Source organism: Mucilaginibacter sp. SG538B, assembly GCF_013376065.1.
Classification (GTDB): Bacteria; Bacteroidota; Bacteroidia; order Sphingobacteriales; family Sphingobacteriaceae; genus Mucilaginibacter; species Mucilaginibacter rubeus.
In genome coordinates, this window is the sequence record NZ_JABMJI010000003.1 from 1,011,809 (window position 1) to 1,025,624 (window position 13,816).

The 13,816-nt window shown below is 42.9% G+C and carries 10 protein-coding genes; 4 read left to right on the plus strand and 6 right to left on the minus strand.

Translation table 11 applies throughout. The annotated features are described in order from the left end of the window. Positions 1-5: 5 nt before the first annotated feature. The 3 genes from FHW88_RS20345 to FHW88_RS20355 all read left to right on the plus strand — a co-directional run bounded on the left by FHW88_RS20345 (position 6) and on the right by FHW88_RS20355 (position 4,790). The gene (locus FHW88_RS20345; protein ID WP_176627679.1) at positions 6-2,108 is read left to right on the plus strand and encodes a ComEC/Rec2 family competence protein; all 2,103 of its coding nucleotides are present in this window, start codon (positions 6-8) and stop codon (positions 2,106-2,108) included. A gap of 79 nt (positions 2,109-2,187) precedes the next feature. Further along, positions 2,188-2,832: a DUF4412 domain-containing protein gene (locus tag FHW88_RS20350; protein ID WP_176627680.1), complete on the plus strand. Its 645-nt coding sequence runs from the start codon at positions 2,188-2,190 to the stop codon at positions 2,830-2,832. A 71-nt stretch (positions 2,833-2,903) separates the two neighbouring features. Beyond that, entirely contained in the window at positions 2,904-4,790 is a 1,887-nt protein-coding gene (locus tag FHW88_RS20355) for an LTA synthase family protein (RefSeq protein ID WP_176627681.1), read from the plus strand. A gap of 112 nt (positions 4,791-4,902) precedes the next feature. Here the strand turns inward: FHW88_RS20355 and FHW88_RS20360 are convergent, their stop codons facing one another. Genes FHW88_RS20360 through FHW88_RS20375 form a run of 4 tightly spaced genes read right to left on the minus strand, consistent with a single transcriptional unit; the run spans position 4,903 to position 8,188 of the window. Next, a complete protein-coding gene (locus FHW88_RS20360; RefSeq protein ID WP_218117245.1) occupies positions 4,903-5,508 on the minus strand; it encodes a hypothetical protein in 606 nt (201 codons plus the stop codon). A gap of 3 nt (positions 5,509-5,511) precedes the next feature. Further along, the gene (gene bioA / locus FHW88_RS20365; protein ID WP_176627682.1) at positions 5,512-6,777 is read right to left on the minus strand and encodes an adenosylmethionine--8-amino-7-oxononanoate transaminase; all 1,266 of its coding nucleotides are present in this window, start codon (positions 6,775-6,777) and stop codon (positions 5,512-5,514) included. Next, positions 6,774-7,214 (minus strand): NUDIX domain-containing protein, encoded by a 441-nt coding sequence (locus FHW88_RS20370; protein WP_176627683.1) that lies wholly within the window; start codon positions 7,212-7,214, stop codon positions 6,774-6,776. Before FHW88_RS20370 ends, bioA begins: the two co-directional genes overlap by 4 nt. Continuing rightward, the gene (locus FHW88_RS20375; RefSeq protein ID WP_176627684.1) at positions 7,214-8,188 is read right to left on the minus strand and encodes a cation diffusion facilitator family transporter; all 975 of its coding nucleotides are present in this window, start codon (positions 8,186-8,188) and stop codon (positions 7,214-7,216) included. Before FHW88_RS20375 ends, FHW88_RS20370 begins: the two co-directional genes overlap by 1 nt. 93 nt (positions 8,189-8,281) lie before the next feature. Between FHW88_RS20375 and FHW88_RS20380 the strand changes: the two genes are divergently transcribed. Next, positions 8,282-9,475, plus strand: a complete 1,194-nt coding sequence (locus tag FHW88_RS20380; protein WP_176627685.1) for a pyridoxal phosphate-dependent aminotransferase — start codon at positions 8,282-8,284, stop codon at positions 9,473-9,475. A gap of 156 nt (positions 9,476-9,631) precedes the next feature. Here FHW88_RS20380 and FHW88_RS20385 read toward each other — a convergent pair whose 3' ends face one another. Both FHW88_RS20385 and FHW88_RS20390 read right to left on the minus strand, forming a co-directional pair. After that, on the minus strand, positions 9,632-10,204 hold the full coding sequence (locus tag FHW88_RS20385; protein ID WP_090526363.1) for a hypothetical protein: 573 nt from the start codon (positions 10,202-10,204) through the stop codon (positions 9,632-9,634). Between the two features lie 400 nt (positions 10,205-10,604). Beyond that, the gene (locus FHW88_RS20390) at positions 10,605-13,781 is read right to left on the minus strand and encodes an efflux RND transporter permease subunit (protein WP_176627686.1); all 3,177 of its coding nucleotides are present in this window, start codon (positions 13,779-13,781) and stop codon (positions 10,605-10,607) included. Positions 13,782-13,816 lie beyond the last annotated feature (35 nt).

The following is a 13,816-nucleotide window of genomic DNA, read 5'->3' on the forward strand; positions in this document are numbered from 1 at the left end:
GATATATGATCGCTAACCACAAGGGCGAGATCCCGGTTGTTATTTTACTGATTCCTTTTTTATTGGGTATAAGCGCTGGGATCAATTTAAGGTCTGTCGCTTATTTAATGCCCTTGGCTATTGGGTTTGCCAGTCTGCTAATATTATTTCTCCTGCTTAATTTTTATTATAGCCCTTTTAAAGTTTATAAAAGGCGGTGGCTTGGCGGCACAATCATTCACCTGCTATTACTGCTTGCCGGCTGGATAGCAACAATTAATAATAATGAGCTCAATAACACCGGTCATTTTTCAAAACAACCCGCCCAAAAGTTGCTTGTACGTATTAATAACGAGCCCCAACTTAAAAACGGGCTCATCCGCTTTACAGCCACTGTAATTGCAAACATTAATCAAAAACAGCCAACACCAACAACCGGTACATTGATGATCAGCATCAAAGACAGCGCTGCAACGCGATTGAACTACGGCGATGAACTGCTCATCCCCTGTAAGTATTCGCCTATCGATCCGCCTTTTAACCCTGCCGAGTTTAATTATAAAAAACACCTCGCCCATCAAAACATTTATTACCAGGAGTTTTTATACCCGGGGCAATACCGTTTGGTGCAATCACACGCCGGCAATATGTTCATAGCAAACGCGCTGGGGCTAAGGCGGCAAATGGTTGAAAAGCTAAAAAAACAGATGCATGATCCAAACGCTATAGCCGTAGCCTCCACCTTAATATTAGGTTATAAAGCTGATTTGAGCGAAGATGTGTTGCAGGCCTATTCCAAAACCGGCACCATTCACGTGTTATCGGTTTCCGGCGCTCATGTGGCTATCATTTGGGCTTTGCTGGCATTTATGCTGAATTTCCTGAACAGGTTCAGGCATGGCAGGGTGATTAAAGCGATCATCATTATTCCTATCATCTGGTATTATGCTATGTTAACCGGTTTTTCACCCGCGGTTTGTCGGGCAGCTGTCATGATCAGCACGGTTATCATCGGTAAAACTTACAACCGGTACATCAACAATTTAAATATCCTGGCTATATCGGCTTTTATATTATTGCTTTATAACCCCTTGCTGATAACAGATGTAGGCTTTCAATTGTCATACCTCGCGGTTGCCGGGCTGGTAGTTTTACAACCTGTGGTTTATAAATGGTTTACTTTTTCTAATAAATGGATCGAAAAACTTTGGGCTTTGTGTTCGGTATCATTAGCTGCACAGGTTATCACGTTCCCGCTGAGCGCTTTTTATTTTCACCAGTTCCCGGTTTATTTTTTGTTTAGCAACCTGTTCATCATCGTTCCCACAGCTGTTATTATGTATAGCGGGATCTTTTACCTGCTATTGCCGCAAATCCCCTTTATATCTGCCGGCCTTGCCTGGTTCCTCGAAAAAACCATCCTGCTCACGAACGCTGTACTGGCCAGGTTTGAGCACCTGCCGTTGGCAAGCATTAACAAAATATGGCTTACCACAACCGAGTACCTGTTGCTTTACGCTATTATCATATGCGTTTTTTACTTTTTGTACGATAGAAAAATATGGCTGCTGAGAGCAGGTATTGCATTGATATTTTTGTTAGCTGTAAGTATCAGCATAAAAACATACCGCTCATATACAACCAACAGCATCGCCTTTTTAAACCTGCGCAAAAACATAGGGATCATCTTTAAAAACGGTAACCGTGCTCTTGTACTAAGTAACCTAACCGATACCAATAAAAACTACCAATATTCTATCCAACCCTATCTTGATAGTTGTAAAATAAACAACATCGCTTTGTATCAACCTGATCAGGATATCCGATCTGGCTTTTTACGAAAACAGAATAATTTTATTCAATTTCGAAATCGGTCGATAGCTGTTGTGAACAGAGATTATGTGGACACCATATCCGCGGTAAAACAAAAAACCGACTACCTATACATAACCGGGAGCCCTAAAATTCCGCTTGCTATTATTAATAAAAATCACGAATATCATACTATAATTATTGATGCTACCAATGCCCCTAAAACCGTACAATTTATTGCAGATCAGGCACGTGCCCTGCATATCAATTATGTAATATTAAAACGTAACAAATCGTTCGTGACAGCATCTAATTGAAAAACATATTAAACTACTTATCTAAAAATTTGTCTTTTAATTATTAAAAATTAATTTGGCATTAAATCAAACTCAAAACATGAACATTAAAATTTTCAATGTTGCCTTAGGCCTTGCCCTTACCGCAACAGCTATCAGCGCAAACGCCCAAAAAGCTTACAAAGAGGGTGTGGTAACTATTTCAACGGCTATGCAGGGGCAACAGGTTGAAGCTAAAAGTTATTTCCGCGCCGATTCGGCCGCAATGCAATTTACTACAGGGCCTGCTACCATAAAAATATTAACCGATGCCGATGGTAAATCGTTAGTTGTAATGGTTGATGTACCTGTTGCATCTATCAAAAAAGCAGCAGTAGCAACTCCTGATGAGGTTGACCAGGCTATGGCTTCATTACCAACTCTTACTTTTGCTCCCGGTACCGAAACTAAAGTTATTTCGGGTTTTAATTGCAAAAAAGTGGTAGCTACAGATGCAAAAGCCAACAAAACTTATGATATCTGGGTAACTAATGATGTTACTGTACCTATAACTGCTATTGCTAAATACTACCGATCTGTTGGTGGTTTCCCGGTACAATACACTTCATTTTCACAAGGTCAAAGCACCGAGGTTACTGTTAAAAGTATTACCGAACAAAAAAACCCTGCCGGCACCTTCGGGATCCCTGCTGATTTTGAAAAGATCACCCTGGATGACCTGAAAGCTATGAGCGGCGGCAGGTAATCGAAATATTTCATTAACAATTCATTAAAGGTTCCTTAACATTGTGGCAAAATACTATTTTTGCTACCCCAATGTTAAGGAACCTTTTTAGCTTTTTCAGATTCTTCATCTTTTGGATCGCTTTTTTCGCAATTACGAGAGCGACATTTGAGATCTATTTTCTGCACAAGCTGGATCACGCCCGCATCGGGGAAATCCTTCAAACGTTTTTCTGGGGCTTAAGGCTCGATGTTTCGGCAACAGCCTATATCTGTATCATTCCCATCCTTGTATTTGCCATCAACTGGTTTATCCCAAAGGTTAGAATAAAACCCATCTGGCTAAAAGTATATGTTTGGTTTTGCCTGTTCTGCATTTCGTTGAATACGGTACTTAACTTTAATATTTTCCGTGAATGGGGCACCAAGGTTAGCTTCAGGGTGTTTACCTCATTTTATCATGCTCCTTCAGAAGCAATCGCATCCAGCGGTTCGTCGCCGGTTGGTAAATGTATTTTTATCGGGATTGCCTTACTGGCCACCGGCATAGTGTTATCTCATTTCATCATCAATTATCAGTTTAAAAAGCCCGATGTCCGGCCAAGCCTTAAAGTTTCGCTTACCACACTGCTGCTTTTTGTAAACTTTGTGATGATGCGCGGCGGTTTGCAAGCTAAACCCGTAAGCCAGAACTCTGCTTATTTCTCCGAAAAGCAGATCCTCAACCAAAGTGCCCTCAACACCGAGTGGAACCTTTTTAACAATGTATTTGAAAACCTGCGCGCACCTTATAACCCTTATCTCTACAATCATCCAAATAATGCTGCTAAAATTGTTGATGAACTGTATAACGTTAAAAACGACTCTACCGAACAAATCCTTACTACCAGCAGGCCCAATGTGGTAATTATCCAGTTGGAAAGCTATACAGCCGATGTGATCGAATCATTAGGCGGTGATAAAGGCGTGGCACCAAACTTTGAAAAGTTCATCAGGAACGGACTGCTTTTTAACAACATCTACGCCTCCGGCGATCGTACTGACAAAGGCATTATCGCCCTTATGAGCGGCTTCCCTTCGCAGGCTATCCGCACTATCATCAGCGATACGCTTAAACATAAAAAACTTCCGGCTATATCCGCGTCATTTAAAGATGCAGGCTATGAAACCGCTTATTTTTATGGTGGCAAAAGTAATTACATGAATTTTGATAAGTTCATGACTTCTCATAATATCGATCATATTATCGACGAGGCCAGCTTTGATAATAGCCATATAAAAACACAATGGGGCGTTTATGACGATGACCTGCTTATGCGAAACCTGCAATATTTGGCCCGCCAAAAACAGCCATTTTTTAATTATGTACAAACCTCATCCAATCATGAGCCTTTTGTACTACCCGTTAAACACCATTTTAATGAGGATGCTGATGTAAGTAATAAATTCAGAAGCACAGCCTATTTTACCGACTCATGCCTGAACGCTTATTTTGAGCAGGCCAGAAAACAGCCCTGGTATAAAAACACACTGTTTATCCTTGTGGCCGATCACGGTCACCGCCTGCCGCGTAATACAGCCGAGGCTTACGACCCGGCTAAATACCATATACCTCTTTTGTTTTTCGGCGATGTGATCAAGCTCGAATATCGTGGTAAAAAAAACAGTAAACTGGGCGGACAAACAGACCTCGCAGCTACCCTGCTGGCTCAGTTAGGTATGCCACATAATCAGTTTAAATGGTCGAAAGATCTCTTGAATCCCAATAGTAAAGAGTTTGCTTTTTTTGATTGGGATAACGGGTTGGGTTTTATGCAGCCGGGGCAGGCTGTTTCATATGATAACGCCGGCCGAACCATGATCTATAACAGCAAACCAAATGCTGATAAAAAGGCTACTGAAGCTGCGCTTGCTCATGGTAAAGCCTATTTGCAGCAGGTGTTTACGGAGTATATGGGTATTGAAATCCCTCTTTCTTAAAGGCGTCATTGCGAGGAACGAAGCAATCCCATACTTTACAGAGAGACTTGTATAGCGACTCTGCTCATCGGGGATTGCTTCGTTCCTCGCAATGACGCGCAAGAGAGAATTCTTACAATGCCAATTCCCTTCCCAATTGTTCAACCCATTGATTAAATAGTTTAGTTTCAAATTCAACCGCTTTTTGAGCGTGCAGTTCCCATTCTGGTGAGAAATGCTGTAGTTGATTAATCATCTCTTCCAGGTGGCCTTCCTCTTCTAAAATAATCGATTTTACGTTTACTTTGCTGCCTGCTTCGTCAAGGGCATCCTGGTAAATTGGATAAAGTTCATCGGCACGTACCTCAATAGCGTAGGTAACCAACAGGTAAGCTGCAAAACGGAGGTCGGCACCTTTCAGGTTAAGCTCGCTTTTTAAATAACGGCAAACATCAACATCCAACTGGTTCAAATAGTACTTACTTGAGCCCGGAGCCAGCAGGTATTCGGCCGCGTACGTAGGCAGTGTTACAGCCGTTTTTTCCAGTTGTTTTTTTAGGTAGAAAGCATGACGGTGCTCTTCGGCAGCATGCTTTAATATGATGTAAGTCACAGTAAGTGGATCTTCACTGGCCGAAATCTTGCGTGCGCCGGTATTTTCCATTAACGATAATGTGTTTAACCAGCGTGAATGAAGTTCGTTATCGGCTATTATAGTAGGTAATATTTTGTTCAGCATAATTTATAATTCTTCAAGAGCCTGCTCAATTTTGCTGTAAACATAACTGAGTTGCTCATTAGTAATGCAATATGGTGGTAAAATATAAATAACGTTCCCCAGGGGACGCAATATGATCCCCGCGGATAAAAAATAATGGTACAGCTTATCCCTAAGCGAACTGAAGTATGAGGTATTATCGCCGGTTTCCCACTCCATGGCCAGTATAGTGCCTGTTTGCCTCGCGGTTTTTATTTTAGGGTGATTGCGGATCTTATCTGCAAAGGCGGTATGAGCGGCTTTGATCCTGGCAATGTTCACTGCCGTTTCGGGTTGTTGAAACAGATCAAGACTTGCCAATGCCGAAGCGCATGCTATCGGGTTGGCCGTAAACGAATGCCCGTGAAAAAGGGTTTTCAACTTATCATCCGATAAAAAAGCATCATAAATTTGCTGCGTACAGGTAGTTAAGCCCAGGGCCATGGTACCGCCTGTAAGCCCCTTTGAGAAACACATGATATCCGGTTCAACATCCACATGATTTGTGGCGAAGGGTTTACCCGTACGACCAAAACCTGTAAACACCTCATCGGCAATCAGCATCACTTCCTCCTCACGGCAGTGGGCCATCAATTCATTCAAATACTCAGCCTCATACATGATCATCCCTGCCGAGCCCTGCACCAATGGTTCAAAAATAAAGCAGGCTGTTTCGTTCTTTAGATTTGAGATCTGAGATTTGAGATTTGAGATGTTTTCTTTTGTAGGGATGTCGATGAATTCTACTTCAAACAACAGGCTATCAAACGCTTTGGTAAATGCACTGCGGCCGCTTACGGCCATAGCTCCGAAGGTATCGCCGTGGTAAGCATTATTAAAGGCAATGATCTTAGTGCGCTGATCACCTTTATTAAGCCAGTATTGCAGGCACATTTTTATTGCTACCTCAACAGCGGTTGAACCATTATCCGAATAAAAAGCTTTCTTTTGACTGGCCGGCAAAATAGCCAGCAGGCGCTCAGCCAGTTCAACGGCACCCTCATGGGTAAAGCCGGCAAAGATCGCATGCTCCAGCTTATGCAACTGCTCCGACACCTTTTGGGCGATATAAGGATGCGCATGCCCGTGGATGTTTACCCACCATGATGATACTGCATCAATGTACTGTTTTCCTGCTTCATCAAATAATAGTGCCCCTTCGCCACGCACAATGCCTATTGGTGGCTGGGCGGTTTTCATTTGGGTATAAGGGTGCCATATTACTTTTAAATCCCTTTCGGTAAGGTTCATAGTTCGTTTTGTAAAAGTTCAACCACACGTTTATCTGTCGGGAATTCAAAATCGGCTGTGCTTAGCGCAGTAAGCGGCACCCATCTAAAAGCCTGTAACACCTCTCCTTCCCCGTCAAAATCGAAGGCAACAGACTTTATATTCAAATTAACCGGGGTAATGCTTCGCACTAAATAGTATACACTGATGACCTGTGAATTATTGAAGGCTGATTTTACGGCAAAATCAGTAGTATAAAAATGGCCCACAACTTCAATCTCAATATTGCATTCCTCCATAAACTCGCGTTTGAGCCCGTCAATCAAGCCTTCGCCTAATTCAAGGCCACCGCCAGGAAATTTTGAAAACCGCATGCCATACTCCTGTTCATCGCTTATCAGCAACTCATCATCGTCATTTAATAGCAGGCCGTAAACCCTTACATTAAAGTATTCCATTATTCAAAGTGTTTTTTATTGCGTACAACCTTTTCCAGTGTCCAGGTTATTGTTTCGGTTTTTGCTTCCGACCGGATAGGGCAATTGGGCATGCTGCAGTAGTGACAGCAATTAGGCACACAAGGGTCAGCATGTATAAAAAGCTCTGTTTTGATGCCCATATCCTTATTGATCATCTTATCAACTAATGATATTTCGGTATGTACCGTGTTCAGATCAAAATAGTTTGGCAGCGTCATGTGACAGTCGATATGCAGCTCATGGCCATATTTCTGCGCGCGCAGGTTATGTACATCTATCCAGGCCTCGCGGCGCTTTTCGCTCAAAACGTTAATGATATCGGTTACCACCTGAAAATCGGCTTCATCCATCAATCCCCCTACCGATTTACGCACCAGTTTATAACTGCTGTATACGATGTATAAACCTACCAGTATGGATAGCACGCTATCCAGCCATAAAATGCCGGTAAATTCAATCAGCAATAAACCAACCACCAGGCCACCGCTCGTAACCATATCGGCCAGCAGATGACGGCCGTCGGCATCAAGGGTTAAGGAACGAAGTGCCTTTCCCTTACGGATCATATAATAACCCAGGCCACCATTAATAGCTCCCGTAATACCTATAATAATAGCGCCTGTTAACAGATCATGAATAATATTAGGAAAGAAAAGACTATAAACTGATTTCACGATGATGATACAACCGGCAATACCTATGAGTGAACCTTCAATAAAAACGGAAAAAAACTCCACCTTGCCATGCCCGTAAGGGTGGTTTTCATCTCGTGGCAGGGCCGAGAGGTAGATACTGTAAAAGGCAAATGAGCTTGCAATAACATTTACAATACTTTCGGCGGCATCGGTAAGTACAAAATTGGAGGCTGTTAAAAAGTATGCGCCAAATTTCGCCAGCATCAGCACAATCCCCGTTATCAGCGAAATTAATATGATCCTTTTTTGTTGATTCAAAGCAAGGGTGGTATTAGGCCGCAAATTTAAAAAATAACAACCGTAAGTAGCAGTAAAGTTATTTTCTATATTTGCCGCGATAACACAATTTATATGAGCGCATTAAGTACCCGGATACAAAACCTGTCCGAATCTGCAACAATTAAAATGGCCAAACTGGGCCGTGAACTTGCCGCTAAAGGTGTCGACGTGATCAGCCTTAGCTTTGGCGAACCTGATTTTCATACCCCTGAACACATCAAGGAAGCCGCCAAGCAGGCCATGGACAAGAACTTCACCTACTACACACCAGTAGCAGGCTACCCTGAACTTCGTAAAGCCGTAGTTGCCAAGCTGAAGAACGAGAACAATCTTGATTATGATTTCAGCGAGATCGTGGTTTCTACGGGTGCCAAGCAGGCCATCGCCAACGCGGTATTATGTTTGGTTAATCCCGGCGAAGAAGTGATCATTCCTACTCCTTACTGGGTTTCATATAGTGAAGTGGTTAAGCTTGCCGAAGGTAAAAGTGTTTTCATCAACACCACTGTTGATACTAACTTTAAAATCACCCCCGAGCAATTAGAGGCTGCGATTACCCCTAATACCAAGCTGTTCATGTTTTCATCACCTTGCAACCCTACTGGCAGTGTTTACACTAAAGACGAACTGGAAGGTTTGGCTAAAGTATTCGAAAAACATCCACATGTTTATATCCTAAGCGATGAGATCTACGAACACATCAACTTTGTTGACAAACACGAGTCTATCGCTCAGTTCGATTATATTAAAGATCGCGTGGTGATCATCAACGGCTGGTCGAAAGCCTTTGCCATGACCGGCTGGCGCATCGGCTATACAGCCAGCACTAAGGAATTGGCCGCCGCGTTTGATAAAATGCAGGGCCAGGTAACTTCCGGCACCTGTTCAATCACTCAGCGTGCCGGCGTAGCCGCTTACGAAGGTGGTTTGGAAAGCGTGCTTGAAATGCGTGCCGCATTCAAAAAGCGCCGCGACATTGTTTATAAATTATTAAGCGAGATTGAAGGCATTAAAGTGAACCTGCCCGATGGCGCGTTCTACTTTTTCCCTAACGTTACCTCATTCTTTGGTAAAAGCTATGAAGGCCGTGTAATTAATGACTCGGACGATTTGAGCCTTTACCTGCTTGAAGAAGGCCACGTAGCCACCGTGGGCGGCGATTCATTCGGCGATCCCTCATCTATCCGTTTATCATACGCTGCGGCCGAAGATAAACTGATTGAGGCTATGAGAAGGTTAAAAGAAGCTTTAGGTAAATTGGCATAATAAACTGAACCTTGATTTTTAGGATTTGAGGATTATCAGGATCTTCATTGTCTGCATGGCAAAACCAATCTTATAAATCCCCGCTAATCCCGGTTCAGAAATAAAAAATCCGCTTGCTGTTGGCAAGCGGATTTTTTTGTTTAAGTATATTAGAAATTACAATCCAAATCCATATGCTAAACGTAAGCCAACCAGGCCATAGTTATTGCTTTGTCCAGAGAAGTTTTCATAACGCACACCAATATCCCATGATTTGGTGGCATAACCTAAGCCAGGAGAAAGGATAAGTTTGGTATTCTTTTCCCCCCCTGCAATTGGTGGGTGAACTTCAAAACCGGCACCCACTTCGCCTGCGAAATAAAAGCCATCGCCCACAAAAGCTTTAATACCGGCTTTTACAGGAATTATGCCTAAAGACCTGCCCTTAACTGTAACTGTAGTTGTTGACGTAGAGTTGGAAAATGATGATGTATAGGTTTTACCAAAAAAATTGTAATAACCCGAGGTAAGTGTAAGGGCTAAATCATTACTTACACCATATTGCAAACGAGCAGTACCGCCTAACTCAAATTTTGAAATGTCGTGGGCGTTACCTGTTGGGATACCTGCTTCCAGGCCCACCCCAAAGCGCAACGCGTTTGCTGGTGTGGTTTGAGCTTTAACATTTGTTCCGATAAAGATAGCCACCGCAGTAAACGCCGAAGCTATCATTTTAGTCATTGTTTTCATAGTTGTGTTTTTTAGTCAAATTCTACAATGTTCATTTTTTAATTTTCCATTGTATTAACTCCTCCTTAACAAATACTTTGCCATTATTGGCATCATTTACTATCCAGGATATTATTTAAACTATTAAAACAACCACGTTTAATCCAATCACACACGGCTTAATAATTGAAAATCAATATTATTTAAAGCGATAAGGTCAATACAAAATAATTAATGTTTAATATAATTTATGATGAATAGTTTTATTAAAAACTGCCCTGCATAAGCATCAAAAGTGTCTACTAACACCAAATTTCGATCCCTTAAATGGTTAAATAGCGATGTACAGCGGTATACCAAACCTACCGGAAAGTAAAAAAGAGAGACTTGCGCCTCTCTTTTTACAAAACTTTAACAATTATTATGCCTCCGGTCCGTGCTTTTTAGGGTCAAAATTTTTTTCAAGCTCGGCAAGTTTTTCTTTACCGTAAGCCATTTTGGTGATCAGGTAAAATAAAACCGGTACTATAAATATAGCCAACGAAGTAGCAGTAAGCATTCCCCCGAACACCGTCCAGCCTATGGTTTTACGGGCTTCAGCACCGGCGCCCGATGCAACCATCAACGGACCTACACCTAATATAAATGCCATCGACGTCATGATGATTGGCCTTAAACGCAGCCGGACGGCCTCGAGCGTAGCTTTTTCCAGTTCCATGCCTGCGTCTACACGTTCCTTGGCAAACTCTACAATCAGGATGGCGTTTTTGGCCGCCAAACCTATCAACGTTATCAAACCGATCTGGGCGTAAACATTATTGGTAAGATCAGGCCAGAAAGTAAGGAACAATATGGCACCAAATGCACCCAGGGGCACTGACAATAACACAGAGAAAGGTACCGACCAGCTTTCATACAAAGCAGCCAGGAACAGGAACACGAATCCTATTGACAGTGCAAATATATATACCGTTTTTGACCCGGATAATAACTCCTCACGGCTCAGGCCCGAAAACTCGTAACCGTAACCTTGCGGCAATACCTGCGCGGCTGTCTCTTTCAAAGCGGTAATAGCATCACCACTACTATACCCCGGCTTGGTACTACCGTTAATCTCGGCCGAACGGAACAGGTTATAGTGCGATATCAATGGTGAGTTTTCAATTACCTTATATGATGTAAGTGTGCTCAATGGCACCATGGCTCCTGAAGAATTTCGCACAAAATACTGTCCTATGTTTTGCACATTGGTACGATAACTGGTATCGGCCTGGGCCACTACCCTGAAGTTACGACCGTAAATGGTAAAGTCGTTGATATAGGTACTACCCAAATAGGTTTGCAACGCATTGTTCACGTCAGATATCGCTACACCAAGCTTTTTAGATTTCTCTCTGTCTATCGTTAACTGGTAAGCAGGCGTACTGGCGGTAAAGAACGAGAATGCCCTTGCTATCTCCTTACGCTGGTTGATTGCGCCAAGGAACGTTCGGAGCGTTTTCTCAAATACCTTGATATCGCCGCCTGCCTGTTTCTCCTCTAATATAAACGAGAAACCTCCTGTACTACCCAACCCCGGAATTGCCGGTGGCTGGATCACCACAACATTGGCTTCCTTATACTTACCGAGCTTTTGGTTTAACCGTGCAACAAGCGCTGTTATCTGCTGCGACTTTTCTTTACGTTCATCCCAGGGTTTCAACTGCACGAATATGGTTGCACTATTTGATTTACTTGCAAAGCTGATGGCATTCAAACCACCCAGCGCCGCGTAATGAGCTATTTCCGGTACGCTATCAAGCGTTCTCATCATGTTGTGCAACACATCAACAGTACGGCCGGTTGCTGATGCCTCGGGCAAATCAAAAGTAATATACACACGACCATCATCTTCCAGCGGAATAAAACCCGACGGCTTGCTTCTAAATAAAAGTATCGCGCCTGTAATGATACATACCAGCAGAATGATAATGTATCTTGAGTTTTTAATGCTTTTATCAACTGTGTTTCGATATTTACCGGTTACGCGGGTAAACCAGGTATTGAATTTAAAGAAAAACTTATTTAAGCCACGGGAGCTTTCATCTATCTTATGCGGCCTTAATATCAACGTACACAATGCAGGTGTTAATGATAGCGCAACAAAAGCCGATATCAATACAGATATGGCAATGGTGATGGCAAACTGTTGATACAATCGCCCTACTATACCCGGCACAAAGCCTACCGGCACAAACACTGCAGCCAGGATCAGCGCAATTGCTATTACGGGGGCCGAGATATCGGCCATAGCGTGCTGGGTGGCTTCTTTAGGTGTCATACCCTCCTCATCCATATAATGCTGTACAGCCTCAACCACCACAATAGCGTCATCAACCACAATACCAATGGCCAGTACGAAACCAAACAGCGTTAACGTATTAATGGTAAAGTTGAGCGGGATAAAAAAGATAAACGTACCGATAATAGACACCGGGATAGCCAGTACCGGTATCAGCGTTGTGCGCCAGCTTTGCAGAAACAGGAACACCACCAATATAACCAGCACCAGTGCTATAACCAGCGTTTCGATAACCTCGCTTACCGAAACCTTTACCACGGTTATGGCCTCAAAAGGAACTACGTAATCTATATCTTTAGGAAAGCTCTTTTTAAGCTCATTCATAGTAGCGTATACATTATCGGCAGTTTCAAGCGAGTTACTGTTCGGGGCCTGGTACACCAGCAGATAAGATGCCCTTTTACCATCAACAAATGAGTTACCTGAGTAGTTGAATTTACCCAGCTCAATCCTGGCAACATCTTTTAAGTGTACTATGCCCCCATTGTTAGGCTGGGTTTTAACAACCACGTTACCAAATTCTTCAGGCTTTTCTAAACGACCTTTTACAATTACCGAATACTCAAATGTTTGCCCCTTTAATTGCGGTGTAGCGCCTACCGTACCGGCGGCAACCTGCGCGTTTTGCTCCTGTAGGGCACTGGTTACATCCGCAGCACTCATACCTAACGCAGCAAGTTTGTCCGGATTAAGCCAGATCCGCATACTAAAATCATCAGCACGTGTAACAACGTCGCCCACTCCTTTGGTACGCAAAATAGCGTCCTTTATAAATACGTTGGTATAGTTATCAGTAAAAGTGACATCATGGGTGCCTTTTGGACTAAACATGGCCACAAGCATCAGGATACTTGGATTACGTTTACGTACCACCATACCCAAACGCTGTACCTCCTGCGGCAAGGTTGGTAAAGCAATACCTACACGGTTTTGCACGTCGAGCGCTGCGATATTAATATCTGTACCAACGTCAAAGTTAACGGTCATGCTCATTTGCCCGTTACTACTGCTGTTACTTTGCAGGTAGGTCATGCCTGGTACGCCGTTTACCTGAACCTCAACCGGGGTAGCAACAGTTTGCTCTACGGTTAGCGCGTCGGCACCGACATAGTTACCGCTAACTGACACGGTTGGAGGTGTAATATCAGGGTACTGGCCTATAGGCAGGCTGGATATTGACAGGATGCCCACTATTAATATCACCAGGGATATTACAATAGCGGTAACCGGTCGTTTTATAAAAGTATCTGCGATCATTCTTTCTCTATATTAAGTTTTCCAGGGTAGATGCG

What these genes read in the sequence shown, in the direction of transcription:
- FHW88_RS20345 (WP_176627679.1), top strand. Translation starts at nt 6, where the DNA reads ATGATCGCTAACCACAAGGGCGAGATCCCGGTTGTTATTTTACTGATT.
- FHW88_RS20350 (WP_176627680.1), top strand. Translation starts at nt 2,188, where the DNA reads ATGAACATTAAAATTTTCAATGTTGCCTTAGGCCTTGCCCTTACCGCA.
- FHW88_RS20385 (WP_090526363.1), bottom strand. Translation starts at nt 10,204, where the DNA reads ATGAAAACAATGACTAAAATGATAGCTTCGGCGTTTACTGCGGTGGCT.
- FHW88_RS20355 (WP_176627681.1), top strand. Translation starts at nt 2,904, where the DNA reads ATGTTAAGGAACCTTTTTAGCTTTTTCAGATTCTTCATCTTTTGGATC.
- FHW88_RS20380 (WP_176627685.1), top strand. Translation starts at nt 8,282, where the DNA reads ATGAGCGCATTAAGTACCCGGATACAAAACCTGTCCGAATCTGCAACA.
- FHW88_RS20360 (WP_218117245.1), bottom strand. Translation starts at nt 5,508, where the DNA reads ATGCTGAACAAAATATTACCTACTATAATAGCCGATAACGAACTTCAT.
- bioA (WP_176627682.1), bottom strand. Translation starts at nt 6,777, where the DNA reads ATGAACCTTACCGAAAGGGATTTAAAAGTAATATGGCACCCTTATACC.
- FHW88_RS20390 (WP_176627686.1), bottom strand. Translation starts at nt 13,781, where the DNA reads ATGATCGCAGATACTTTTATAAAACGACCGGTTACCGCTATTGTAATA.
- FHW88_RS20370 (WP_176627683.1), bottom strand. Translation starts at nt 7,214, where the DNA reads ATGGAATACTTTAATGTAAGGGTTTACGGCCTGCTATTAAATGACGAT.